Raw genomic sequence first — 24619 nt, forward strand, 5'->3', positions numbered from 1 at the left:
ATGCGGATCGTTCGATACGCGCTCGACGGAAGGGTCGGGCGCGGGGTCCTGCGGGGCGATCGGGTGCACGAGTTCCCCTGGGGCGCAGCGCAGCCCGGAGAGCTGGTCGCGCGATTGCCGGAGCTGGAACTGCTGGCACCGTGCGAACCCGCCACCATCGTGTGCGCCGGCAGCAACTACGCCGGGCACCTCGCCTCGCAAGGACGGGCGCTACCGGAGCAGCCGTCCCTCTTTCTCAAGGCGCCCAACGCGATCACGGGACCCGGGACCCGGATCCGCCGACCGGTCGACGTGCGACGGCTCGAGTACGAGGGCGAGCTGGCCGTGGTCATCGGTCGCACCGCCCGGCGGGTTCCGGCCGACCGGGCAGCGGACTTCATCCTCGGCTATACCTGCGCCAATGACGTCACCGCCCACGACTGGCGGGCCGACGGCCAGTGGACACGCGCCAAGAGCACCGACACGTTCTGCCCACTCGGCCCGTGGATCGAGACCGAGATCGACGACCCATCCGACCTGCGCATCACGACCCGGCTGGAAGGCCGTGTGGTGCAATCGGAATCGACCGCGGACATGGTGTTCGACGTCCCGGCGTTGCTCGCCTACGTGACCCGATTCATCACATTGCAGCCCGGCGATCTTCTGCTCACCGGCAGTCCCGCCGGAGTCGGCGCAATGGTCCCCGGCGATGCCGTCGAAGTCGAGATCACCGAAATCGGCACGCTGCGCAATACCGTGACCGAATCAATACCGTGACCCACAACGCAAGGGTGCTGAACTTCCTAACCTGAGAAGCAACCGAATATGCCGATACAAAGGTTGCCGGGCCGATGAGACCTTCTCGTACGCTGCGGAATACGGTTCACACGGCAGTCATGGCCATCCTGTTCGCCCTGGTCCCCATGGCCGTCTCGAATGCGCAAGCCGACTGCGCCTATCTCGATCACATCGAACAGCGCGGCCCGAACGAACTCGCGATCTTCGTCTATTCGGCGGCCATGGACCGCGTCATCGAACAGGATGTCCTGATACCCGACGGCGGCAGCGCGGGCCGCCCGACGGCATACCTGCTGATCGGCGCGGTCCTCGCCGGACAGGATGTCGATTGGCCGCAGATGACCGACTTACAGGACTTCGCCCCCGCGACCGGTGTCACCGTGGTCATTCCCAAAGGCGGCGGCTCGACCTATTACACCGATTGGCAGCGTGACGATCCCGTCCTCGGCCGCAATAAGTGGCGCACATTCCTGATCGACGAATTGCCGCCGATCATGGAGGCCGTGCTGCATTCGTCCGGCCGCAATGCCCTTGTGGGACTGTCGATGTCGAGCACCGCGGCGCTGGCCCTCGCCGAGGCCGCCCCGCAGCTCTACCGGGCGGTCGGGGCCTTCAGCGGATGCGCCGAGACCAGCACCCCGCTCGGGCAGGCCTACATCTACCTGGTCACCCACGTGCACGGCGGCGGCGATATCGAAAACATGTGGGGCCCATTGGGCAGCCCCGCCTGGGCCGACAATGACCCGCTGCTGCACGCGGATCTGCTGCGCGGTCACACGCTGTATCTCTCCAGCGGCACCGGGATTCCCGGCAGCCACGACAATCTCGAGGACTACCGCGTCGACGGCAGCACGCAGACCCTGCTGACCCAGATCATCGAGGGCGGCGCGATCGAGGCCGCGACCAGCCAGTGCACCCGTCGGCTGGCATCGCGGCTGTCGTATCTCGGCATCCCCGCGACCTATCGCTCGCATCCGGGCACGCACTCGTGGGGCTACTGGCAGGACGATCTCCACGAATTCTGGCCGATCATGGCCGCCGCGATCGGAGCCTGAGCGCGCGGCGGTCAGAGCTCGGGGATGCGGTGGTGCAAGGTCAGCAGGAGATGATCGAAGGCGGCCACGATGGCGGGCGACGGCGGCGGGACCGAGGGGAGTTCGGCGATCAATTGGGCGGCCAGGACTCGCAGTTTGACGTTGGTCTCCTGCGAGCGCCAGACCAAAATCTTGAAGGCCTGTTCGGCGCTGATGCCGTAGATGCGCATCAGGACGGCCTTGGCCTGTTCGATGACGGCGCGGGCCTCGACGAGCTCGGGTAGGCGCTGGTCGAGGGGCGTCGCGTTCGGCCTCGGCGAGGGTGTCGGAGAGGTCGATATAGAAGCCCGCGGTACCGACCGGGTTTCCCGAACTGTCGGAAATGCTCTCCGCCACCACGATCACCTGGTGCTCTTTGCCGAGGGTGTCGATGAAGCGGTGCCGGCTCGAGAAGGGCTTGCCCTCGCTGACCGAGCGGGCGATGGTCTCCGCGACATGTTCGCGATCGTCGGGATGCTTGTGCGCGAGCAGCAGTTCGGTGGTGGGTTCGACCTCGCCGGGCTGATAGCCGTGCATCGAATAGACCTCGGGCGACCACTCCCAGCGCCGGCTCGCGAACCAGAACCGGAAGCTCCCGGCCGTGGGCCGCGCCGACTGCCCACCCGACGGTGGGACCGAAGACGGTACGGCCGGGAATCCCTGGGGCGACACCATTCGCACAGTATGGCCTGGACATCGCCGGGAGTGTGGTCTTACGCGCTGACGGGTGGGACGCGGGTCGACCAGGGGCGGGCCGATTCGAGTTGGGCGGCGAGGCGGAACAGGGTTGCCTCGTCGGCGTAGCGGCCGAGGAAGTGAACGCCGATCGGGAGGCCGTCGGAGTTCCACCAGAGCGGGACCGACATGGCGGGATTGCCGGTGATATTGGCGACGACACCCGGATAGCCGACTGTGCGGCCACCGTTCTGCAGTGCGCGCATGGGGTCCTCCGGGGTGGAGGTGATCTCACCCAGCGGTAGAGGCGGAGTCGAGAGGGTGGGGGTGAGCCAGGCGTCGTACGGTCCGAGGAAGGCTGCCACCCGCCGGGCGAAGCGTTGCAGGTCCTCCATGGCGAGCAGGTACTGGGCCGCCGAAACCGCTTGCCCGCCTTGCCAGAACGCGCCGGTGAGCGGTTCCAGTTCGCCGTTGGCCGGTGCGCGTCCGAGGCGGCGGGTCCAGTGGGCGACGATCCAGGCGACCGCCGCCTGATACATGGTGCCGATGGCCGCGCCCACCTGGTCGTCGAGTCCGGGAAGGTCGGCCTCGACCACCTCGTGGCCGAGCGAAACCAGCAGCGCCACCGCGTCATTCAGCGCGGCAACGCAATCGGGGTGGCCGGGCGTACCGTCGGCGGTGCGTGCGGTGTAGGCGATGCGCAGGCGGCCCGGGTCGATGTGGACCTCCTCGGCGAAGGGCCGAGCCGGGGCGGGTGCGAGGTACGGGTCGCCGGGTTCCGCGCCCGCGGTGGCGTCGAGCAGGGCGGCGCTGTCGCGCACCGAGCGGGTGATCGCGTGCTCGACGGCCAGGCCGTTGATCACGTCTCCGTACAGCGGTGCCAGCGAAACCCGCGCCCGGGTGGGTTTGAATCCGAACACGCCACACGCCGACGCGGGGTAGCGCAGGGAACCACCGAGGTCGTTCCCGTGTGCCATCGGCACGAGCCCGGCGGCGACCGCGGCGGCCGAGCCGCCGCTGGATCCGCTGGTGGATCTCGTGATGTCCCAAGGGTTTCGGCAGGGACCGTGCAGTTCCGACTCGACCGTCGGGGTCATCCCGAACTCGGGTGCGTTCGACCGGCCCACGATGGCCAGCCCTGCCGCCCGCAGCCGCGTGACCAGGGCCGAATCCAGCGACGACACGTGCCCGCGCAGATACCGCGAGCCTTCCGTCAGCGGGCTGCCCGCCATCTCAACGACGAGGTCCTTCAGCAGGTACGGCACGCCCGCGAACGGACCGCCGGCCGCGGCCGCCGCGGCCAGCGCCTGCTCGTAGCAGGTGTCGACCACGGCGTTCAGCGTCGGATTCAGTCGCTCGATGCGGTCGATCGCCGCCCGCACCAACTCCTCGGGCCGGACCTCGCCGGACCGGACGAGCGCGGCCTGCGCGGTGGCGTCCAGTGCGGCGAGCGGGTCGTGGACGACCGGGGCGCTCATATCGTCACCTCCCGGACCCGGCTCGATTCGACCTCACCCAGCGGCTCGATCCGCGGCGCGGGAAGCCCTGCGGCGGTGAGGGTTTCGCGGAACTCGGGACCGGTGCTGAAGGCGCGGAAGGTCTCGACATCGGGGCAGGCGTCATAGACGGTGAGACCGTCGGCGCGGCGGACGGCCGCGTGCAGCAGGATCGATTCCTCCGGGAAATCGGCCATCAACCGGTGATAGGCGGCGACGAGCACGCCCGGATCGCCGTCGAAATGGTAAGCCGCGAGATACATGACCGCCTCCCGTCACGATCCGGTGGCCGCGGACTGCATGTTCTGCTCCAACACGCTCATGGTCTGCCCGAACGCCTCGGTCGGACTGAACTCGATGACCTCCGAACCGGCGAAGACCAGCGGAAGATGGCCGGGCGCGGCGTAATACGCGTCGCCGGCGGTGAAGGTCTCCTCGTGGTCGGCGTAGCGCAGCACGAGGCGGCCGCTGACCACGATGCCCCAGTGCGAGCACTGGCAGCGGTCATCGGGCAGTCCGGTGAACAGCGGGGCGGGATCGAAATCCTGCTTGAAGGTCTCGAATCCGACGGTGTAGCCGTTGAGTTCGACATAGCGGGCCTCGATGACGTCCTCGTCGACGGCGATGGGCGCTTCGGACTTGGTGGTGCGTGGCATCGGATGCCTCCTCGGTGAGTAGCGGTTGCTACTCGGGAGGCGTGAGAAACGGCCTCACGATGTGAGCCAGCGGACCTCACCGTCGGGTTCGTAGCAGCAGACCGTGCCGGTTTTGATCGAGAGCCGCAGGTGGCGGCCGAGTTCGGGGTGGACCGCGGTAATGCGGCGGATGGCGTCGCGGATGCGGGCGGTGGCCGTGGTGCGGGCGCGTTCGACGGGACTGCCGGTGCGGCGGGGGCGGCCGCCGAGTCCGAACGCGGCGCTGAGTTGTGCGACCAGGGCGTCACGCTCGGCGGCGATGCGGGCCGAGCGCGCGGTGTCTCCGGCCGCGTCGGCGGCGTCGGCCTCGGCTTCGAGTTCGGAGAGTCGGCGGCGATAGTCGCGGCGCGCCTGGTCGTCGATGAGTTCGCCGAGATCGCCCGGCTCATAAAGGTTTTCGGCATGGCCGTCCGAGCGGCCCGGGGCTGCGACGAGGTCGAGCGCCGGAATGGGCACTCCGGGCCGCGACAGCAACCGCGCGATATCGTGCAGCCCTTTGCAGTCGCGGACGGTCGCGGCGCGCCCGCCGAAAGTGAACTCCCACAGCTCACCCGCACGCACGAAGTGCGCCTCCGTGACGGCCGGTGTGCTGGCAGGTGAGCGCTGGGCGTCGGCGAGCGTCTTGTCCACCAGCAGCGGCGCTCCGAGGAGGCGGTTCGCGGCCAAGGCTCGATCGAAATGCGTTGCGGCGAGATCGTTTCGGCCCAGTGTCGCGGCCGCCAGGCCCAGATGCCGCTCGACGGATCCACGCAGGGCCGCGCCGATGCCCTCCACGACGAACAATCCCGCGTGGGGGAGTAGCTGTTCGTAGACCCATTCGGCGATCGGGTGCGGGCCGACGACGCCCAGCGTCTCCGCGACCTGGGCGAGGGTGGCGAGCCAATTGCCGTCGCGGGGCAGCGCCTCGCGTTCGCGTGCCGCGATATCGAGCTGGGTGCGGGCTTCGTCGACATTGCCCAGCTGTGTGTGCACCAGTGCCTTGGTGAACGACACCCAGACCGCGTCGATGTCGTCGAGGAGGTGGCCGAGCTCGATGAGTTCGTCTCGGTCCGCGGTGTCCGCGGCCAGGCACCAGCGCAGGGTCGAGGTGAGCACGAAGGCATTGGCGCTGCCCGCGATCTCACCCAGGCGCGTGGCTTCCGCGAGTTCCTCGGCGCAGACGGGAAACCGGCCCGCGGCGAGGGCGGTCATCGCCCGCCACAGGGGGCCGTACCAGAGGTAGAGCGGCTGCCGCAGGGACCGGGCGAGAATCTCGAATTGTCTGGCGTCCTCGCCGAATCCGGCCATATCGCCGAGCTCGAGCCGGGCGACAATCCGCATGCGGCGACCGACCAGTTCCAGGGACGCATCGCGCTCACGCTGCGCGATGTCGATGATCTGCTCGGTGTCGGTCAGGCGTTCGGCCACGTGCTCGGGGCCGGAGCGGATATCGCAGCGGGCGGCCAGCGCCGCGGCGAGGGCGGCTTCATCATCAGCGGCTCGTGCGGTCTGCAGGGCACTCTCGGCCAACTCCGCGCGCCGCCCACTGTCGGTCGAATAGGTCAGTGCCACAGATAATCTGGCCAGGACTCTGGCGCGGGTGGCCGCGGATTCCGCAGGAAGCAGAGCGAGAGCATCCTCTAGCGCGGAAATCTGTTCCCGATCCTGGAGCGTCACTTCAAACCCCGCCGGACCGGATCCGAGGCCGAGCGCGCCCGCGGCGACCAGGTCCGCATCACCGTCGCGTCGTCCGGTGGCCACGGCCGCCAGGTAGGCCGCCCGGGCCCGCTCGACATCTCCGGTGGCCAGACAGGCGTCGCCCAGTCGCAATTGGCAGATGCCGATGTCGTCGACGGACTCCAACGCACGGTCGAAGCATTGCGCGGCATCCTCATACGCGAGAGCGGACAGCCGTTGCTCCCCGGCGCGCTGCCACCACCGTCCAGCCTCGGCGGCATGCTCCGGTCCGGCGCGACGCCAGTGGTCGGCAATGGCCGCCGGTTCGGGATGCTGCTCGGCGGACATGCGCGCGGCGACCTCCGCATGCCAGTAGTGGCGGTGCGCCGTGGGCAGATTCCCGTACACCGCGTCACGCACGATCTCGTGGACGAACCGCACCGTCTCACCGTCGACCAGCACGAGCAGGCCCGCGGCGGCGGCCTCGTCGAGCAGGTCTCCGACCTCGGCCACGGGCTCGGCGAGGACATCGAGCACACGCCGCAGCGGCGAGGAGATGCCGAGCACCGACGCCACCGCCAGGAGTTGACGGCAGGCGGCCGACCGGGCGGCCACGCGCGCCGCGACCACCGCGCGGACGGTCTCCGGGAGTTGTTCCAGGGCTTGCGGATCGTGCGCGACGAGCCCGACCAGCTCGCGGACGAAGAAGGCATTGCCTCCGGTGCGGAGCAGAATGCGTTGCACGGCAAGGTGATCCGCCGACGAGTTGGTCGCGGTCGCGAGCAGTTCGGCCACTTGGGCCTCGCCCAACGGCGGCACGGGCTGCGCCTCGGCGGCGGCGAGGACTTCGGCCCAGCCGTCGTCGCCAGGGACGGGCCGCAGGGTCGCGACGACAAGCACCCGAGCGCGTCGCAGTGATTCGGCCAGATAGTGCAGCAATCGCACCGATGCGATATCGGCCCGGTGCATATCGTCGAGCACGATCAGCAGCGGGGAGCGGTCCGCGGCCTCCACCAATTCGACCGTCACCTGCTCGAACAGTTCGAATCGTGCGCGCAGATCCAGCGTTTCGTCGACATCGCGCAGGACCCGGGACACCGACAGCGCCCGCAGCACCTGAATCCACGGCCAGTAAGCGGGTGCGCCGGGCTGTGCCACCGCCCAGACCGCGGTGAATCCGGCCGCTTCGGCCACCTCGGCCCATTCGCGGGCCCGATGGGTCTTGCCGATTCCGGCCTCACCGGTCACCAGGACCAGGCCGCCGCTACCCCCGCGCACCGCTTCGAGCCGCGCGACGACCGTGGCCGTCGTGCCCGGAGCGGCGGTTGCGGACAACTCACCTCCAGCTCAGCGGGTCGAGCAGAGAATCTGGCCGAATTGTACGTCCGGGTCGCGACGGATGATCTTCAACGGGAAAACCGGTCAGCGCAGCGACTCGGCCCGGTCCGATCGGGTCACCACCTGCGTGCGGTACAGCCACAGGGCGGTCGCCGCGAACAGGACCATGGTCAGCCAGATGTAGGCGTTGTGGTCGAAGACGCCGAGTAAGCCGTGGCTCGGGACGTCGAAGACGCTGCCGTAGTGCAGATCGACGAGGTCGAAGACGCCGCCCGAGCAGACCGTGAAGGTCACCAGCAGGCCCGCCACGGTGGGCAGGTTGCGGTGGCGAATCGCCAAGTGGGCCAGGTAGATCAGCAGCGGAGCCAGCCAGACCCAGTGGTGGATCCAGCTGTAGGGGGAGACCACGGTGCTGGTCAGGCCGCACAGCGTGACGGCCGGGAGTTCGCGGCCGCTCGCCCACAGCCACCGTGCCAGCAGCAGGCAGACCGCGGCGATGGCCAGCGCGGCGGCCAGCCACAACAGCTGATCCGCGGTGCCGGCCCCGAAGGACCGGGCGATCATGCCGCGCAGCGATTCGTTCTGCGGATTCTCCGGCACGCCGACGCGGGTCGGGTCGGCGAAGGCGCCGCTCCAGAAGGTCAGCGAATCCTTCGGCAGCACTGCCACACCCACGAGCATGGTGGCCGCGAGCGCGCCGATCGCGGTGGCGGCGGCCCGGAATCGGCGGGTGACCAGCAGGTAAAGCACGAAAAACACCGGGGTGAGCTTGATTCCGGCCGCGATACCGGTGAGCGCGCCCTTCCAGCGGGAGGAATCGGGCAGGGCCATATCGGCGAGCACGAGAAGCAGCAGCAGGATATTGACCTGGCCGAAGGCGATCGTCTCGCGAATCGGCTCGCACAGGGTCAGCAGTCCGGCGACCGCCGGGCCCACGATCAGCATCCGCCGATCCCACCGGTAGCCCAGCACTGTGAGCGCCGCCCACACCGAGCCGATGAGCAGGGCGAAATTGCCGAGCGCGCCGACCCAGGTGAACACCGATCCGTGCAGGAACGCCAGCGGCGCGAACATCAGCGCGGCGAATGGCGTGTAGACGAATTCGAACACCCCGCGGGTGTGCCCGCGCAACGGGTTGTCGTAGACCGAAATCCCGTCCACCACGCGTTCGGCCGCGACCTGGTAGGCGCCGAGATCGACCAGATGCAGCATCATCTTCGGTGCGGCGGCCACCTGCCCGAGGTAGTACCACCCGGCCAGCGCACCCAGCGCCGCCACCACCCACACCACCGGCAGAGGTATCGAGCGCCGCTGCGGCGCAGCCTTCCGTGTGACTGCCACCTGGTCGAACGCCGATACCGGCATGCTCACCCCCATTGTCTGGGCCTTCCCGATTGCCCGGCCCACCGTAGTGACCTCGGCGGCGGCTCGCCACCCGGCGCCACCACGACATACCAACCGGTTCCGGTCGAATTGCTTTCGATCATGCTGTCGCACAATGGTTTTCAAGTGTTCGATCACCGTCGCGCGGACAATGACGAAAATGTACGACTACAGCCTGGATTGGAAATACGCCGCGGCGCCCGACAAGCACCCGCGACCACAACCGTGCGGCTATCTGATCGGATTACACGTCGACGCCACCACCAAACTCGCACCGGACGTCTTGACCCCGGCGACCTACCCCGACACTCCGCAGTACCCGGGCATCGGAATCGCCTACGAGCCGGCCACGAAACAGATGCGCACCTGCGGAATCATCGAAAGCCTGCACTGGGACGGCGATCCGCAGGCCCCGATCCAGATGAGCTACTACGTGAGCGAGGCCAATCAGCATCAACTGCACAATGTGCTGCGCAACGCCAACCAGGTGGCGGTCTCGGAGCTCAGGTTCTGGGTCATCGGCTACGAATACCCCGCACAGTCCGGGAAGCCCGGAACCTGGTACGAGGCCGCGTATCCGATCGGCGCACCGGCGGGAATACCCGGGGCGTTGCACGGCCGGATCAACCGCACCAGCGGAAAACTCGACTTCACAGTCTCCGAGATCGCCAGCCCGGTCCATCCCACCGGCGCGAAGATGTACCAGTGCACCATGAGCGTGCTGCCCGCGGCGGACACCGTCTTCACGCTGTACCAGGCCACTTCTCCGTACGACAAGAAGACCTACAACTGGGGCGGCAAAATCAGGCATTAGTCATCGACGTCACGGGAGCATGACCAGCTTGCCGGTGGCCTGGTTGTCCTCCATGTAGTGGTGCGCCTTCACGACCTCGTCGAGGTGGAAGACGCGGTCGATATTGGTGCGGTAGACACCGGCTTCGACCTGATCGACGACGCGTTGCAGCAGTGCGGTCGCGCCCTTGTAGGTGTCGCTGTGGAAGGCGGTGAGCTTGGTTCCGGGCGGGATCAGCGCGATCGGCTCGAAGTCGGGGATCAGCCAGCCGCTCAGAGTGCCCGACATGCAGACCGTTCCGCCTCGGCGGACCAATTGCAGCGAGTCGGCGGCGGTGGCGGTGCCGATGAGGTCGAGAATGTAATCCGGTCCGTCGGGCCAGAATTCGCGCACTCGCGCTGCGACCGCACCGTCGTCGAGGACGGCATGGTCGACGCCGGCCGCGGTGAGCGCGTCGGCCTTGTCCCGGCTGCGGGTGGTGGCGGCGGTTTCGAGGCCGTAGCCGGTGGCGATGGACAGCGCGGCCATGCCCACCGAGGAGGTCCCGCCGCGAATCAGCAGGCGGGCCCGGTCGCCGGACCTGATGCCCAGGGCGTCCAGTGCGCCCTGCGCGGTCAGGTAGGTCTCGGGCAGGGCGGCCAGCACGTCCCAGGGCAGGGTCGTTTCGAGCGGCATCAACAGAGGGTTGGGCAGCAGGGCGTATTCGGCGTAGCCGCCGTCGAATTCGCGGCCCATGTCACCCATGACCGCGGCCACGGTCGTACCCTCGGGCAGCCCGGGGTCGGTCGAGGCCGCCACGATGCCCACGCATTCGATGCCGAGTACCCGCGGAAAGCGCACCGACGGCGAATGTCCTTGGCGGGTACGCAATTCCGATCGGTTCAGGCCGGTGCCCATGATTCGCACCAGGCTCCAGCCTTCCCGGACCCGCGGCACGGGGAGTTCGCGGAGCTCGAGTACTTCGGGGCCGCCGGCTCCGACGCAGACCGCGGCTCGCATTGTGGTGCCGATGTTTTCGGTCGTGCTCGTGTTTTCGCGCATGCCCCCACTCTGGCCGGGTGGCGGTGCGGCGGGCTACCGATAGAATGCCAACCTATGCCCGCTCGCCGCCAAGCATCAGAAACCGGCCCGACCTCGCGGCTGTGGTCCACCGGCGGGGCGCATCTGTGGCCGTCGGGCGGCACGAGTGCGGCGCACTCCCATCCGCGCGGGCATCTGGTGTACGCGGCGCGCGGCGTGCTGTCGGTGCACACCGAGGCCGGTACCTCGATCGTCCCCGCCAACCGAATCGCCTGGACCCCAGCCGAATTCGCGCACTACCACCGCGCACACGGCGACACCGACATGCGAATCCTGTTCCTGCCGCCGGCGCTGGCCCGCGCGATCCCGGACCGGCCCGCCATCCTCGCGGTCTCCGACCTGGCGCGCGAACTCGTCCTGGCCCTGACCGGTCCGGACGCCGAGCGTAGGTACGACAACGCCGCGCAGACCCGCCTGCGCCGGGTCCTCGTCGATGAGTTCCAGGACTCGCACGAACAGCCGCTGCAGTTGCCCGAACCCCGCGATGACCGCCTGCGCGCGCTCGCCCAGCGCCTCTACGACCATCCCGCCGACAACACCTCGCTGGCCGAGCTGGGCCGTGCGATCGGCGCCAGTTCCCGCACCTTGAGCCGCCTGTTCCAGACCGAGCTGGGAATGACGTTCTACGAGTGGCGAACTCAGCTCCGCATCTACCACGCCCTGATTCTGCTGGCCGAGGGCCATGACGCCACCCACACCGCCCACGCCTGCGGGTGGTCGAACCCCAGCCACTTCATCGCGGCCTTCACCAACCTGGTCGGCACCACCCCGGGCCGCTATCGCAGCGCCTAGAACATTCCGATACGCCGGAAAATGCATTTCAAATTTCCTGGAGTCGATTGAGGTACCCCGAAATTCGCTGACATAAACATTCCCATAACTTTTGAATTACGGCGGTTCGAATCGGACATGAAATCCTTGCCGACACAGGGTGTTCGTGTCACGGTAGACGAGGGTTTGGCTCAATTCAACTCACTACGAGGAGTCTTGAAATGAGTAGCGAACTTCCGTCCGAGGAATCGCTTGCGAATGCTCTGGATTTACTGAAGATTCGACCCGAAAATTCGCCACAGCATGTGGCCGCCGCCGCGAGTCGGCCCCTGCATATCGTGCTCGTGGCACCACCGTATTTCGATATCCCGCCGGTGGGTTACGGCGGCGTCGAGGCCGTCGTGGCCGCGCTGGCCGATGAGCTGGTCGCGCACGGCCATCGCGTCACCCTGCTCGGCGCGGGGCGGGCAGGGACGAAGGCCGAGTTCATCCGCGTGTGGGATGAGGTGCAGACCCGACGGTTGGGCGAGCCGTATCCGGAGATCGTCAATGCCATGAAGGCCTGGCGCATCATCGAGGATCTGCATGCCCGGGATCCGATCGATATCGTGCACGATCACACCTTCGCCGGTCCGGGCAATGCGGCCGCGTATCGAATGCTCGGCATTCCCACCGTCGTCACGGTACACGGCCCGGTCGATCCCGAAATGCACGAGTACTACCGGTCTTTCGATCGGAGCGTGCGGCTCGTGGCGATCAGCGACCGGCAGCGGTCATTGGCACCGGATCTGAATTGGATAGCGCGGGTGCACAATGCGATTCGCCCCGAAGAATGGCCATTCCGCACCGAAAAGCTCGACTACGCGTTGTTCCTGGGACGATATGCGCCCTACAAGGGACCGCATCTGGCCCTGGAGGCGGCGCACACCGCAGGATTGCGCCTGGTGTTGGCGGGCAAATGCAACGAGTTGCCCGAGCGCACCTTCTTCAGCAAGTTCGTGGCCCCGCTGCTCGCCGACGGCGACGATGTGTTCGGTGAGGCCGATGCCGTGGCCAAGCGCCAATTGCTCGCCGGCGCACGGTGTCTGCTGTTCCCGATCCAGTGGGAGGAGCCGTTCGGCATCGTCATGATCGAGGCCATGGTCTGCGGTACGCCGGTGGTCGCGCTGCGCGGCGGCGCGGTCGAGGAGGTGATCGAGCACGGCGTCACCGGGTGGATCTGCGACGACCCGGAGGAGTTGCCCGACGCCATTGCCCGTGTCGGCGAGATCGACCCGTACGCCTGCCGTGAACGCGTCGAAAGCCTGTTCGCGACAGACCGATTCGCGGCCGGGTACGAGGCTGCCTATCGCCGGGTGATCGAGCAGGCGACCGAACCGGCGCCTCGGCCTGTCGTCCGGCGCACTCGTCGGCGGACACCGACCGCGACCCGGCCGCTCCAGTTGCCGAGCGGACGCGCGTGAGTGTTTTCAACGCCGGCCCACCCGTCCTCATCGAGGGTGGCGCCGGCGTGGTCACGCTGGTCGAGGGCGGCGCCTTCTGCCTGTCCGACCAACTCGGGGATATGCATTCGGGCACCGCGCACGGCCTGTTCTATCGTGACGCGCGCATCCTGTCGCGCTGGGAGCTGCGCGTAGACGGCCTGCCGCCGGAACAGCTTTCGGTGGTGCTGCGGGAACCGTTCCGGGCGCGATTCGTCGCGCGCAAACCGCCGCCGCACGGCATCGCCGACGCCACCGTGCTGGTGCAGCGGCGCCGGATGATCGGCGAGGGGATGCGCGAGATCATCACCGTGCGCAACCTCGGCGACGAGGACACCGCCGTGCACGTAGCCCTGGGCGTGGACGCCGATTTCGCGGATCTGTTCGCGGTCAAGGAGGGACGCGTCGGTGGCGGCAGCTGCGAATCCGCCGCCACCGAGGACGGGCTGCGATTGACTGACCGCGCCCGGCACGGTCGCGGTGTCGTGCTCACCGCCACCGAGAATCCCGAGATCCAGCCCGGCTCATTGACCTGGCAGGTGGTGGTCCCGGCGCACGGCAGCTGGTGCACGACGGTGTACTGCCAGCCGATCATCGACCACCGCGCCACCCCGATGAATTTCGACGACGGCGACGAGGAGAGCCCGGCGGACAAGATTCGCCGCTGGCGCGCCAGCACCACGACCCTCACCGCGAGCGGTGCCGGGCTCAACACCATCCTGCAGCGCACCGAAACCGATCTCGGTGTGCTGCGCCTCGACGATCCGGCCGACGGCACCTCCTACGTGGCGGCGGGCGCGCCCTGGTTCATGGCGCTGTTCGGTCGCGACAGCCTGCTCACCTCCTGGATGGCGTTGGTGCTGGATTCCGATCTGGCGCTGGGTACCCTGCGGCAGCTGGCGAAACTGCAAGGGGTCGAGTCGAATCCGCTCACCGAGGAGCAGCCGGGCCGCATCATGCACGAGCGGCGTCACGGTCCCGGCAGTGATCGGGTGCTGGGCGGCACGGTCTACTACGGCACCGCGGACGCCACACCGCTGTTCGTGATGCTGCTGGCCGAATGCCGGCGCTGGGGTGTCGACGGCGCGGCCATCGCGCAGTTGCTTCCGGCGGCGGACGCGGCCCTGGCCTGGATCGACTCCGACGGTGATCCCGACGGCGACGGTTTCGTCGAGTACCGGCGCAAGACCGATCGCGGTCTGGCCAACCAGGGCTGGAAGGACAGCTGGGACGCGATCAGCTTCGCCGACGGCCGCCTGGCCGAACCACCCATCGCGTTGTGCGAGGTGCAGGGCTATGTCTACGCCGCCCGGCTCGGTCGCGCCGAGCTGGCCGAGGCCGCGGGCGACCGTGTTGCCGCCGAACGTCTCCGCGCGCAGGCGGCCGACCTGAAAACCCGCTTCGACGAGGCCTTCTGGATGCCGGAGCACGGCTGTTACGCCATGGCCCTCGACGGCGCGAAACAGCCCGTCGACGTCGTATCCAGCAATCCCGGTCACTGCCTGTGGACCGGCATCGTCCCCGACGAACGCGCCGCCGAACTGATCGAGCGCCTCGGCGCCACCGACCTCGACAGCGGATTCGGTTTGCGCACACTGTCATCCATGGCCCGCCGATTCAACCCGATGGGCTACCACACCGGCTCGGTCTGGCCCCACGACACCGCCATCGCGGTAGCCGGCCTGATCCGCTACGGCCACATCCCTGGTGCACTCGACCTGAGCGTCCGACTGGCCACCGGCCTCCTGGAAGCGATCCTGGAATTCGGCGCCCGCCCACCCGAGCTGTTCTGCGGCTTCCCCCGCACCGAATTCCGTTCCCCTGTACCGTATCCCACGTCGTGCTCACCCCAGGCGTGGGCAAGCGCCGCACCGCTTCTGCTCATGCGCTCGTTCCTGGGATTGGCCCCCGATGTACCCGCCCGCACCCTCACCATCGCGCCCCGCCTGCCCGAGCGAGCGGGCACGATTCGGCTGACGGATCTGCGGCTCGGCCCGGCGACGGTGACCATCGAGGCGCGCGGCACCGACGCCAAAGTGGAAGGGCTGCCGCCGGACTGGCAGCTGAATCAGCTGTAGGGCAACCGCTCGCTCAGGGCTTGCGCGCCACCCCGCAGTAGCAGGAGATCTTCGCGTCGAAGGAGTGCGGGATCTCCACGGTATCGGCGAGACCCCAGCGATGCGGGGGCACTATGCCCGGTTCGGTCAGGTCGAGGCCCTTGAACCAGGCGGTGACTTCGTCGTAGGTGCGGACCTGGGCGGGCATCTTGCGGATGCGGTAGACGTCTTGGGCGGCCGCTACCTGGGCGGGGGCGAAATCGGCTGTGATGGTGCAGATCACGAGGTAGGAGCCGGGGGCCAGGGCGTCGAGGAAGGTCGCGAGGATGGCGTTGACGTCGGCCTCGACGAAATGCAGCAGGGCGATCAGGCTCAGGCCGACCGGCTCGGTGAGATCGAGGATATCGGTGAGGTCCGGATCGCGGAGGATGGCCGCGGGGTCGGTGACATCGCCGTGGATGTAGGTGGTGGCGCCTTGTTCGCCGCTCATCATCATCGCGCGGGCGTAGGCCAGCACCAGGGGATCGTTGTCGACGTAGACGACGCGGCAGTCCGGGGCGGTCTGCTGGGCGATCTGGTGCAGGTTGGGTTCGGTGGGAATCCCGGTGCCGATATCGAGGAACTGGCGGATCCCGGCCTCGGCCAGGAATCGGGTGCTGCGGTGCATGAACTGGCGGTTGACCCGGGCCGCGGTGCGAATATCGGGCCACGCCTTCAGGATTTCCTGCGCAGCCTGCCGATCGACCTCGTAATTGTCCTTGCCGCCGAGGAAGTAGTCGTAAATCCGGGAGGTGTGCGGGACGTCCAGGGGGAGCTCTCCGTTCATCCAATCACCGCTTCGACCGCCGGACGTACTACTTGATTATTCGGACAGACTAGTCCCGCGGACGGCCCGATCGGTCAGATACGCGGCACGAAAAGTCACCTCGAATCCGAGGACGCCCGGAGAGCGGTTCGCCCGTCGATCAAAATTTCTCGAGTTATGTTGCAAGCCAACCGGTTTCGCTGATTTACGGCGTCCGAATAACTGTCCGTTTCGGGACCAAAGACCCTTCCTGCGCCGGGTGGTATGCGCTCAACTGGACACATCTCACCGGCGCGGACGAAATCGCCATCGACGGAAGGGAATCCGCGCCGGACACGGGATGAAGCGGACGAAAGAAGGCTCATCATGCCATTGTCAGCAGCCGATCTCGCCAGCCTGGGGGATGCGCCGATCACCATTCGGTCGACGGCCTTCGCCAACGTCTTCATACGGCTGGACGGCTCGGGGGTGACCACCAGCACCGATTCCGGAGGCGGCGTGGTCAATTGCCAATACACCGCCGGATCCTATGAGAAGTTCAAGGTCCGGCCGCAGACCGATGGCTCGTATAGTTTCGAGTCGGCGGCATTTCCGAAGGTCTACCTGCGGATGGACGGCAGCGGGGTGACCTCGCAGACCGCCTCCGGCGGCGGAACGGTCAACTGCCAGTACAGCACCGGCGGTCCGGGGCCGTATGAGAGATTCCATGCCAGCCCGCAATCCGACGGATCGTTCTCCTTCGAATCCATCGGGTTCCCGAAGGTGTATCTGCGGCTCAACGGCACCGGCGTCACCGCCTACAGCGCCGGCGGGGGCGGGATCGTCAACTGCCAGTTCGCCGCCGACGGCGGCATCCACGAGAAGTACTTCCTCGAACTGGCCGACCAGCGGCTCGATTTCGCGATGCAGCACCAGCAGCAGACCCAGTGGTGCTGGGCCGCGACCTCGACCAGCGTGGCCGCCTACTACGACGCCGCGACCGCGTGGACCCAGTGCACGGTCGTCAATGCGGAGGTGGGCCGCAACGACTGCTGCGGCGGCGCGGGATCGGTGGCACCCTGCAATCAGCCGTGGTGGCTGGATCGGGCGCTGCAGCGCGTCGGGCACTTCAATCAGATCCTGGGCTCGCCCTTGACCATCACGCAGCTGGCCACCGAGCTCGCCAGGCCCGCGCCATTGGGGACGCGAATCGGCTGGGCCGGTGGCGGCGGGCACTTCATGGTGCTGCGCGGACGCTTCGTCTCCGGCGGGGTCGACTACGTCAGCGTCGCCGATCCCTGGTACGGCGACTCCGACGTCACCTACGACAACTACCGAAACCGCTACCAGGGCACCGGATCCTGGACCCATTCCTACAAGACCCAGCGCTGAGGAGCACGCCATGCCACTGGATCTGCCCGAACCGCCCGCCGACGTACCCGACAAGATCAAGGGACGCCTGCACGCCTTCGCCGACCACGGGAAGTTCTCCACCAAGGCGTTGAAGAACGCCCGCAAGGAAAACCTCGACCTGTCCACGCCGCACGAGGTTTTCACCATGAGCCTCGACGACCTCGCCGCCAACGCCGGACTCGACCGCGCCCACTCCGTCGGCTGGCGCTACCTGGTCACCGACGGCAACCAGATCATCGCCAGCGCCGAAACCACCCCCGCCCCCGACGGCACCCAGGAAGTCTCCCAATTCACCGAAGGCCCCTTCGTCCTGGGCACCGACAAGGCCGTCAAAACCATCCGCAGATTGCCCCAGCTGGAGAAGAAGGGATACGAACTGCGCCTGCTGCGCATTCCCGCCCTCTACGTGATGGCGCTATGGCTGCATTCGCCGACCGATGACCTCTTGGTCCCCCTCGAACCATCGCCAATCGGCAAGGAGGGCAAGCCCGTTCCCACCGCGGACTTCCTCGCCGAACTGTCCGAGCTGGCCCGCCACACCACGGCCCCGCCCGCCTGACCCCCGCCGCGGCGGTGCTCGGCACGGGCGTATTCCGGGCAGGCGTACCGTTGATCACCGCATGGATCGTGGTCGGAATGTCATTGATCGAGAGCGAGTGAACCTTCTTCGAAAGGAACAGTCGTGAGCGATATGGTGCGGATCGGTGATGAGCTGGGGTTGGGGCAGTCCCTGCAGAATGGGGACTACTCCCTGACCCTGCAGAACGACGGCAATCTGACATTGACCGAGCCCGGCGGCGAGGTATGGGCCTCCGGGACACACGGGCAGGATGTGCAGCGCAGTGTCATGCAGGACGACGGCAATTTCGTGCTCTACAAGTCCGATGGCAGTGCCGCCTGGTCGACCGGGACGAACGGCAAGGGCGGCGACCGGCTGGTGCTGCTGCCGGACCGGAATCTGGTGATGTATGCCGGTGACAAGGTCGTTTGGGCCAGCCGGACGGCCACCGACATACCCACCTCGGCCGACGAGGTATCGATGCCGACAGGTACGCCCGGGCCTCACCCGTATACCGTCGCGGCCGGTGACACGCTGGAGGCGATCGCCGAGCGTGAGCTCGGCAGTCGCGACCGGTTCATGGAAATCGTCCGTGCGAACGGACTCGACAACCCCGACATGATCAGCGTCGGGCAGGTACTCACCATCCCCTGACAGGAGGCAGGTACCCGAACCGAAACGCTTGTGCCGGGCCCGATTTCGTTGGGCCCGGCACAAGCGCGTCGCTACACCGAGGGCTTGACGATGTACTTCATCTCGACCTGCGGGGTGCTGTGCATGACGCCGCCCGCCTTGATCCACTCGCCGATGACGCGGGCCGCGTCGCGGGCGGGGTTGTAGATGTCCTCCTCGCTGGCGAACAATCCGTCACCGGCATAGACCAGACGGGTGGTGTTGGGGAACCAGAATTCGACGCCGGGCTCGGTGGGATGGTCCAGCAGATTCTTGATGCCGACCACGATGGCGTCATTGTCCTCGTCGTAGGCGATCCACTCGTGCGGAAAACGCATGTGCGGGAACGGCTTCATGACCTCGACGATCCAGGCGCGCACGTCCTCGCGGTGATGGAAGGTGCCGTAGGCGTGCTCGATGTACTCGACGTTCTCGACGAACAGGTCCGCGAACGGGCTCCAGTCGCCGGTCTCGGAACAACGGTCGACGACCCGGCTGTAGTGGTGCAGCGCCTCTTCCAGCTCGGCTCGGCTGAATTTACCCATGGCGCAATTCCTTTCGCGTTAATCACTATCGCTTAACCACGGTAATCGGCGGCGGCCCGCCGATCGGGCACTCAGGCGAATTTGCCCGGATTCGCCGCCACCGCGCGGCGCAACGTGGGCCGGTTGGCGCGATAGTGCTCGACGACCGAGACCAGCTCGTGCGGGCTGGCGCCGTGCATGATCACCGAATGGCAGCCGAGGTCGTATTCGCGGGAGATCTTCTCCACGCACTGCTTCGGCGTGCCGTAGGCGGCGGAGGCCAGCCATTCGTCGGGAATGAGAGCGTCGAGCTGCTCGAGAGTCTCGACCGAGGCGGAAGCGTCGATCGGGCCCGCGGCCGCCGCGTCCTGGTAGAGCTGGGTCGAGCGGATCCGCTCCCAGACCGCCGGATCCCAGCCATTGGCGGCGATGAGGATGCCGGCGTAGGCCTGCAGGTAGGTGACCAAGCGGCCGGTGCGGCGGCGCAGCTGATCCTCAGGGGAGAGCGCATCGCTCGCGGTGGCCAGGCACGACCAGATGCGCACGCTGTCGGGATCCTTGCCCGCGCGCTCGGCGCCACGGCGCACGGCCGCAACGGAATTCGCGGTCGCCTCGTCGGAGAAGAAGGTGTGCAGGACGACGAAATCACCGATGGCGCCCGCCAGTTCCATGGTCTTGGGCCCCACCGCGACAAAGCCGATCGGGGGCGCGTCGTCCAGTCCGTTCTGGTGGTAGAGCACCGGCCAGGAACCGGCGGGACCGTCATGGTTGACGATGGTCTCGCCCGCCCAGAGGCGGCGCAGGATACCGACGAAATCCCGGAGCTGGGCCTCGGTGACGGCGGGCAGGCCGATCGCCTTCCAGTTCGCCGCCATGCCGCGCCCGAAGGCCATGGCGAAGCGACCCTCGGTGAGGGCCTGCATGGTCGAACCCATGGTGGCGGTCACCATGGGATGGCGGGTGTGGTGATTCGTTGCGGCAGCGGCGATTCCGAGATCGGTGGTGCAGCCGGCGAGGCCGCCGGACAGGACCGCGGAGTCCTTGACGGTCATGCGCTCACCGATCATGCAGGAGCCGAGGCCGATCTCCTCCGCGGTGCGGGCCTCCGGGAACAGCACGCGGGCGTCGGCGGGGTGGCGGGTGATGCAGTAATAGGCGAGTTCGTTCAGTTGTTCGACCATGAGAGTTGTTCTTCCCCAGAGCGTTTCGGAAGGATGATGGTGTTGCGGTGAATCAGGCGCCGAGATCGGCGAGCAGCTGTTCCACGAGCGACTTGTGATGCAGGAACACCTCGACGTCGTCGGGGCGCTCCATCTCGCCGAAATGGACCTGCCGGCCGCCAGCGCGCATGAGGACGACACAGTAGTTCAGGGCGGCGAACATCGTGTACCAGGTGAGATCGCCGATCTCGACGCCCGAGTACTCGGAGTAGGCGGTCTTCACGTCGTCCTCGCGCATGAAATCCGGCATGCCGGGGAAGCCGAAGTTGTTCGCGATCGTCTGAAAAGTACGGTGGCCGAACAACAGCCAGGCCAAGTCGAGTTCGCGGGGGCCGATGGTCGCCATTTCCCAGTCGAGGACGGCGACCGGTGCGAAGTCGCGGTACATGCAGTTGCCGAGTCGCGCGTCACCCCAGGAGAGCACGGTCTCGCCGGGCTCGGGGAGATTCGCGGTGAGCCACTTCAGGATTCGCTCCACCAGGGGAGAGGGACCGGTGTCACGGACGGCGAATTCGTACCAGGCGCGGGCGCGGTTCAGGTTCCGCTCGAGCAGGGTCGCGCCGGGGTAGCGGGGGTCGAGAAACCCGAAAGTCGTTGCGGCATCCGGGATCGCGTGCAGTTTGGCGAGCGCTTCCAGGGTGCTGTTCTGCACCTGGCGCTGCTGCTCGGGGGTGGCGTCGAAGAGCCAGTTGTCGCCGAAGGTGTAGGGCATGACATCCGGCGGCACCAGGCCGTCGATGCGGTCCATCAGCAGGAACGGGGTGCCCAGCACCTCGCCGGTGGGTTCGAGGAACCGCACCTTCGGGACACTGACCCCGCTGGCCTCGGCGACAATCCGCATCACGTCGAACTGACCCTGCAGGTCGTAGTGCTCGTAGACCGGGAAGTCGCCGGGCGCGGGGGCCATGCGCGCGATCAACTCGACCGACTGCGGGGCACCGGATTCGCGCCAATTCAGCGTCAGGGTCAGGGTTTCCGCCGACATGCCATTGCTGTCTATGCCCGAACCGAGCGTGATTTCGGGGTCCGCACCGCCCGGCAGTTGCTCGGCCACCCATTCGGTGAGGCGGGGGATCAGGGTTGCGGTGTCGCGGCTGCTGCGCTGCAGCCGCATGCCCTTGTCGTCGGGCGACGGAGACATGGATCACTCCTGACTGGATTGCGAAAGCTGGAGGTAACCCTGGACCTCCCGCCCGCAATTGTCAACGAGGGTTCTCAAAGAATCTCTGTTATTGCAGGTAGGCCGCTATCGCATCGACCAGACAGTGGCGTGCCGCGGCCACCTCGGAGCTCGAGGACAGGCGGCGCTCGTTATTGATGCCGCGCATGGCCATTGGAATCAGGGACCGAACGCTGGACACCTTCTGCGGGTCCAAAGGCAGGTCTGCCAGCGAATATTCGAAGGCCTTCAGCCAGGCGTCCTCGTACGCGGCCATGGCCGCTGCGGTCAGAGGGAAGGCGGCTTGCCGCTCGACCTGATCGTTGGGCAGGCCCGCGCGTAGCGTCTCGACCGCCCGCCCGATCGGGGTGTCCAGGATGGTCCAGATGGCATCGACCATCTCCCACACGCGTTCCCGGATCGTGCCCGTGATCTGCGGCCACACCTCAGGGCTGTTCGCGCCGGTGCGGTCGGTCAGCTCGACCAGCACCGCGGCCCACAGCCCGTCGATATCCCCGAACTGATGCTTCAAGGTGCCCCAGCTGACCCCGGCCTCCTTGGCGACCCGATTCGCCGACAGCGGTTCGCCCGATCCGTCGGCGAGACACCCGATGGCGACGTCGAGCAGCCGCTGCCGGGTCTCGCGCCCCTTCCTATTGAGGCGAGTCCCCGCCGCGGACTGCATTGTTGATCCCACTTCGGCCACGTGATGACGATAGCGGTGGTTTGCTGGCCGGGTCCGCGGCCGGACCAGCAACACGATTCCTGCCCCAGGCTGCGATCCAGACTCGGCGCGGCTGCGAACTCCATGAAAACACCCATACCGCTTGGTGTTCAGCGAAGGGGGCCCGCGATGCTCGAACTCATCCGGCTGGCCGATACCTTGAAACACGTCCACCAACTCCCGCCACCGGGCGACGTCGAGTCGGCCGAATTCGATCCGTTCACCGGACTGGCCCGCGGAATCGACGCGGCACGCGGTCTGGGTAGCGAGGATCGGCAATGGCTGCGCGGGCATCTTTCGGAACTGCAAGGCCGCTGGCACGGCCTGCCCGAGGGCAGATCCCGATGTGTCATCCACGGCTCGACCCGCATCGACGGCGTGCTCACCGGCGGTGACGACTGCGCGACCCCGTTGCATTCGAACGCGGCCACCGTCGGCCCGCCGGAATGGGATCTGATCCCGGTGGCGATGGCATATTGGTCATTCGGCTGGCTGGCCACGACGCAATATGTGGAATTCTGCCGGACCTACGGCGAGGACGTCGCCCGCTGCGGCCGCTTCTATCTGCTCCGGGATATCCAGGAATTCGCGATGGCCATCGCCGCCGCCCGCATCGCGACCACCGATCCCCGCCAACGCGCCCAGGCGGCCTGCCGCCTCGCCTCCGTGCGCGGCGACATCGGCCCGCGTCCGTGGCCCGGCTGGTTGCCGATCGATTGCTAGCCGGGTAACCGACTCAGGCCGCTACCGGTTCGCGGCCGCTATCGCGCTGCGGCGGTTGGAGATTCACCACTTCGCGCCATGTCGAAGGTACATGAAGCTCGCGCAGGCGCACGCCCGCGATACGGGTAAGGATCAGGCCGATACCGAGGGCGGCGAGGGCGGAGATCGCGCCGCCGACAGCGAAGCCGATGCGGGCGCCGTAGGTGTCGGTGATCCAGCCGAGCAAGGGCGCGCCGATGGGGGTCCCGCCGGTGAAGACCATCATGTACAGCGCCATGACGCGTCCGCGCATCGCCGGGTCGGTGGCCATCTGGATCGAGGAATTGGCGGTCACGTTGACGGTCAGGCCGAACATTCCGATGGGGATGAGCAGCAGTGCGAACAGCCAGAAGGAGGGGGCCATCGCGGCCACCAGCTCGAGCAGTCCGAAGAGCACCGCGGCCACGACCAGCATGCGCAGGCGGGAGCTGGCGCGGCGGGCCGCCAGCAGGGCGCCGGCCAGTGAGCCCGCCGCCATCAGCGAATTGAGCACGCCGTAGGTCTGTGCGCCGGAATGGAAGACGGTGTCGGTGAAGGCCGTGAGCCAGATCGCGAGGTTGAATCCGAAGGTCCCGATGAAACCGACCAGAACGATCGGCCAGAGCAGTTCGGGACGGCCGGCGACATAGCGCAGTCCTTCGCGCAGCTGGCCCTTGCCGCGCGGGGTGCGCTCGACCTCACGCAGATCGGCGGTGCGCATCAGCAGCAGTGCTGTAATCGGGGCCAGGAACGACAGTCCGTTGAAGACGAACGCATATCCGCTGCCGACCGCGCCGATCAGCACGCCCGCGACCGCAGGGCCGACGAGGCGGGCGGATTGGAAGTTCGCGGAATTCAGGCTGACCGCGTTGGCCAGCTGGTCCGGGCCGACCATCTCCGAGACGAAGGTCTGGCGGGCCGGGTTGTCGACGACGGTGACCAGGCCGAGCACGAAAGCCGTTGCGTAGACATGCCATACGTGCACGTGACCGGTGAGAGTCAGCACGCCCAGCGCGAGACCGGTTGCGCCCATGGCGGATTGCGTGAACACCAGCAGCGGCCGCTTGGGCAGGCGGTCGACCAGGACGCCGCCGTAGAGCCCGAACAACAGCATGGGCAGGAACTGCAGAGCGGTCGTGATGCCGACCGCGGCCGCGGATCCGGTGAGGCTGAGCACCAGCCAGTCCTGTGCGATCCGCTGCATCCAGGTGCCGATATTGGAGACCACCTGGCCGGTGAAGAACAGGCGGTAGTTGCGATTTCGCAGCGAAGCGAAGGTGCTGCGCGGGGGAGTGTCGCCGGGATTGTGTCGGATATCGGACTGGGGCGCTACAACTCCCGGCCTCACAGGTCTGCCTCCTACGGTTCGACGGACTACGGGTGCGTGGGGCACGCGCCCTGAACCGCTACCGCCCGAAGGAGGTGAAACAGCCAACGTCCACCGGACGTTCGGACTCGGAAAATCGCCAGGTCCACGAGAGCATCGACAGCAGCGCACGCATGCGGCCCGGCAGCGGGTTATCCCGCACCAGCCGCCGCGGGGACATC

General features: G+C 67.4%; 22 protein-coding genes and 1 pseudogene. 10 read left to right on the top strand and 13 right to left on the bottom strand.

The features are described from left to right. A complete protein-coding gene (locus tag ON43_RS16820) occupies positions 1-756 on the top strand; it encodes a fumarylacetoacetate hydrolase family protein (RefSeq protein WP_040808399.1) in 756 nt (251 codons plus the stop codon). A 119-nt stretch (positions 757-875) separates the two neighbouring features. After that, positions 876-1832, top strand: a complete 957-nt coding sequence (locus tag ON43_RS16825; RefSeq protein WP_245568626.1) for an alpha/beta hydrolase — start codon at positions 876-878, stop codon at positions 1830-1832. Positions 1833-1843: 11 nt separating this feature from the next. On the opposite strand, the pseudogene ON43_RS16830 reads toward ON43_RS16825, so the two are convergent. The 6 genes and pseudogenes from ON43_RS16830 to ON43_RS16855 form a co-directional block, all read right to left on the bottom strand. Continuing rightward, positions 1844-2525 (bottom strand): annotated as a pseudogene (locus ON43_RS16830) (PAS and ANTAR domain-containing protein). Positions 2526-2563: 38 nt separating this feature from the next. Continuing rightward, on the bottom strand, positions 2564-4003 hold the full coding sequence (locus tag ON43_RS16835; RefSeq protein WP_040808401.1) for an amidase: 1440 nt from the start codon (positions 4001-4003) through the stop codon (positions 2564-2566). Next, positions 4000-4284, bottom strand: coding sequence for a hypothetical protein (locus ON43_RS16840; protein ID WP_040808402.1), 285 nt, complete (start codon positions 4282-4284; stop codon positions 4000-4002). Before ON43_RS16840 ends, ON43_RS16835 begins: the two co-directional genes overlap by 4 nt. Before the next feature lie 12 nt (positions 4285-4296). Beyond that, complete coding sequence (locus ON43_RS16845; RefSeq protein WP_040808403.1) at positions 4297-4677, bottom strand: cupin domain-containing protein; 381 nt, start codon at positions 4675-4677, stop codon at positions 4297-4299. Between the two features lie 54 nt (positions 4678-4731). Then, a complete protein-coding gene (locus ON43_RS16850) occupies positions 4732-7707 on the bottom strand; it encodes an ATP-binding protein (RefSeq protein ID WP_040808405.1) in 2976 nt (991 codons plus the stop codon). Positions 7708-7794: 87 nt separating this feature from the next. Beyond that, positions 7795-9075, bottom strand: coding sequence for a glycosyltransferase 87 family protein (locus ON43_RS16855; protein WP_051178582.1), 1281 nt, complete (start codon positions 9073-9075; stop codon positions 7795-7797). Between the two features lie 178 nt (positions 9076-9253). Between ON43_RS16855 and ON43_RS16860 the strand changes: the two genes are divergently transcribed. Continuing rightward, positions 9254-9907, top strand: a complete 654-nt coding sequence (locus ON43_RS16860; protein WP_157514072.1) for a hypothetical protein — start codon at positions 9254-9256, stop codon at positions 9905-9907. Positions 9908-9916: 9 nt separating this feature from the next. Here the strand turns inward: ON43_RS16860 and ON43_RS16865 are convergent, their stop codons facing one another. Continuing rightward, complete coding sequence (locus ON43_RS16865) at positions 9917-10927, bottom strand: zinc-binding dehydrogenase (RefSeq protein WP_086007961.1); 1011 nt, start codon at positions 10925-10927, stop codon at positions 9917-9919. Positions 10928-10981: 54 nt separating this feature from the next. Here ON43_RS16865 and ON43_RS16870 point away from each other — a divergent pair, with 54 nt between their 5' ends. The 3 genes from ON43_RS16870 to ON43_RS16880 all read left to right on the top strand — a co-directional run bounded on the left by ON43_RS16870 (position 10982) and on the right by ON43_RS16880 (position 15296). Further along, positions 10982-11758, top strand: a complete 777-nt coding sequence (locus ON43_RS16870) for an AraC family transcriptional regulator (RefSeq protein WP_083913466.1) — start codon at positions 10982-10984, stop codon at positions 11756-11758. Positions 11759-12015: 257 nt separating this feature from the next. Next, positions 12016-13200 (top strand): glycosyltransferase family 4 protein, encoded by a 1185-nt coding sequence (locus ON43_RS16875; protein WP_245568638.1) that lies wholly within the window; start codon positions 12016-12018, stop codon positions 13198-13200. After that, positions 13197-15296 (top strand): amylo-alpha-1,6-glucosidase, encoded by a 2100-nt coding sequence (locus ON43_RS16880; RefSeq protein ID WP_040808407.1) that lies wholly within the window; start codon positions 13197-13199, stop codon positions 15294-15296. Before ON43_RS16875 ends, ON43_RS16880 begins: the two co-directional genes overlap by 4 nt. Positions 15297-15309: 13 nt before the next feature. On the opposite strand, the gene ON43_RS16885 is transcribed toward ON43_RS16880, so the two are convergent. Next, the gene (locus tag ON43_RS16885; protein WP_040808408.1) at positions 15310-16101 is read right to left on the bottom strand and encodes an SAM-dependent methyltransferase; all 792 of its coding nucleotides are present in this window, start codon (positions 16099-16101) and stop codon (positions 15310-15312) included. 345 nt (positions 16102-16446) lie between these two features. On the opposite strand from ON43_RS16885, the gene ON43_RS43380 reads away from it, so the two are divergent. From ON43_RS43380 to ON43_RS16905, 3 genes are all read left to right on the top strand, one after another. Then, positions 16447-17451 carry a papain-like cysteine protease family protein gene (locus tag ON43_RS43380; RefSeq protein WP_083913468.1) on the top strand — a complete coding sequence of 335 codons (1005 nt, stop codon included), beginning with the start codon at positions 16447-16449 and terminating at the stop codon, positions 17449-17451. 10 nt (positions 17452-17461) lie between these two features. After that, the gene (locus ON43_RS16900; protein ID WP_040808410.1) at positions 17462-18031 is read left to right on the top strand and encodes a hypothetical protein; all 570 of its coding nucleotides are present in this window, start codon (positions 17462-17464) and stop codon (positions 18029-18031) included. A gap of 123 nt (positions 18032-18154) precedes the next feature. Then, complete coding sequence (locus ON43_RS16905) at positions 18155-18685, top strand: LysM peptidoglycan-binding domain-containing protein (RefSeq protein WP_051178532.1); 531 nt, start codon at positions 18155-18157, stop codon at positions 18683-18685. A 71-nt stretch (positions 18686-18756) separates the two neighbouring features. On the opposite strand, the gene ON43_RS16910 is transcribed toward ON43_RS16905, so the two are convergent. The 4 genes from ON43_RS16910 to ON43_RS16925 form a co-directional block, all read right to left on the bottom strand. Beyond that, positions 18757-19248, bottom strand: coding sequence for a nuclear transport factor 2 family protein (locus ON43_RS16910; RefSeq protein WP_040808412.1), 492 nt, complete (start codon positions 19246-19248; stop codon positions 18757-18759). Positions 19249-19319: 71 nt separating this feature from the next. Then, on the bottom strand, positions 19320-20408 hold the full coding sequence (locus tag ON43_RS16915; RefSeq protein ID WP_040808413.1) for a TIGR03857 family LLM class F420-dependent oxidoreductase: 1089 nt from the start codon (positions 20406-20408) through the stop codon (positions 19320-19322). 52 nt (positions 20409-20460) lie between these two features. Continuing rightward, positions 20461-21588: a phosphotransferase family protein gene (locus ON43_RS16920; RefSeq protein ID WP_040808414.1), complete on the bottom strand. Its 1128-nt coding sequence runs from the start codon at positions 21586-21588 to the stop codon at positions 20461-20463. Between the two features lie 88 nt (positions 21589-21676). Then, positions 21677-22312 carry a TetR/AcrR family transcriptional regulator gene (locus ON43_RS16925; protein ID WP_245568627.1) on the bottom strand — a complete coding sequence of 212 codons (636 nt, stop codon included), beginning with the start codon at positions 22310-22312 and terminating at the stop codon, positions 21677-21679. Positions 22313-22459: 147 nt separating this feature from the next. Between ON43_RS16925 and ON43_RS16930 the strand changes: the two genes are divergently transcribed. Further along, on the top strand, positions 22460-23053 hold the full coding sequence (locus tag ON43_RS16930) for a phosphotransferase family protein (RefSeq protein WP_051178533.1): 594 nt from the start codon (positions 22460-22462) through the stop codon (positions 23051-23053). Positions 23054-23066: 13 nt separating this feature from the next. Here the strand turns inward: ON43_RS16930 and ON43_RS16935 are convergent, their stop codons facing one another. Then, positions 23067-24419 (bottom strand): MFS transporter, encoded by a 1353-nt coding sequence (locus tag ON43_RS16935; protein WP_083913469.1) that lies wholly within the window; start codon positions 24417-24419, stop codon positions 23067-23069. Positions 24420-24619 lie beyond the last annotated feature (200 nt).

The sequence above is a fragment of the Nocardia concava NBRC 100430 genome, from assembly GCF_000308815.1.
In the GTDB taxonomy this organism is placed as follows: Bacteria; Actinomycetota; Actinomycetes; order Mycobacteriales; family Mycobacteriaceae; genus Nocardia; species Nocardia concava.

What these genes read in the sequence shown, in the direction of transcription:
- ON43_RS16915 (WP_040808413.1), bottom strand. Translation starts at nt 20,408, where the DNA reads ATGGTCGAACAACTGAACGAACTCGCCTATTACTGCATCACCCGCCAC.
- ON43_RS16825 (WP_245568626.1), top strand. Translation starts at nt 876, where the DNA reads ATGGCCATCCTGTTCGCCCTGGTCCCCATGGCCGTCTCGAATGCGCAA.
- ON43_RS16820 (WP_040808399.1), top strand. Translation starts at nt 1, where the DNA reads ATGCGGATCGTTCGATACGCGCTCGACGGAAGGGTCGGGCGCGGGGTC.
- ON43_RS16845 (WP_040808403.1), bottom strand. Translation starts at nt 4,677, where the DNA reads ATGCCACGCACCACCAAGTCCGAAGCGCCCATCGCCGTCGACGAGGAC.
- ON43_RS16910 (WP_040808412.1), bottom strand. Translation starts at nt 19,248, where the DNA reads ATGGGTAAATTCAGCCGAGCCGAGCTGGAAGAGGCGCTGCACCACTAC.
- ON43_RS16870 (WP_083913466.1), top strand. Translation starts at nt 10,982, where the DNA reads ATGCCCGCTCGCCGCCAAGCATCAGAAACCGGCCCGACCTCGCGGCTG.
- ON43_RS43380 (WP_083913468.1), top strand. Translation starts at nt 16,447, where the DNA reads ATGCCATTGTCAGCAGCCGATCTCGCCAGCCTGGGGGATGCGCCGATC.
- ON43_RS16900 (WP_040808410.1), top strand. Translation starts at nt 17,462, where the DNA reads ATGCCACTGGATCTGCCCGAACCGCCCGCCGACGTACCCGACAAGATC.
- ON43_RS16840 (WP_040808402.1), bottom strand. Translation starts at nt 4,284, where the DNA reads ATGTATCTCGCGGCTTACCATTTCGACGGCGATCCGGGCGTGCTCGTC.
- ON43_RS16865 (WP_086007961.1), bottom strand. Translation starts at nt 10,927, where the DNA reads ATGCGCGAAAACACGAGCACGACCGAAAACATCGGCACCACAATGCGA.
- ON43_RS16860 (WP_157514072.1), top strand. Translation starts at nt 9,254, where the DNA reads ATGTACGACTACAGCCTGGATTGGAAATACGCCGCGGCGCCCGACAAG.
- ON43_RS16835 (WP_040808401.1), bottom strand. Translation starts at nt 4,003, where the DNA reads ATGAGCGCCCCGGTCGTCCACGACCCGCTCGCCGCACTGGACGCCACC.
- ON43_RS16855 (WP_051178582.1), bottom strand. Translation starts at nt 9,075, where the DNA reads ATGCCGGTATCGGCGTTCGACCAGGTGGCAGTCACACGGAAGGCTGCG.
- ON43_RS16930 (WP_051178533.1), top strand. Translation starts at nt 22,460, where the DNA reads ATGCTCGAACTCATCCGGCTGGCCGATACCTTGAAACACGTCCACCAA.
- ON43_RS16885 (WP_040808408.1), bottom strand. Translation starts at nt 16,101, where the DNA reads ATGAACGGAGAGCTCCCCCTGGACGTCCCGCACACCTCCCGGATTTAC.
- ON43_RS16920 (WP_040808414.1), bottom strand. Translation starts at nt 21,588, where the DNA reads ATGTCTCCGTCGCCCGACGACAAGGGCATGCGGCTGCAGCGCAGCAGC.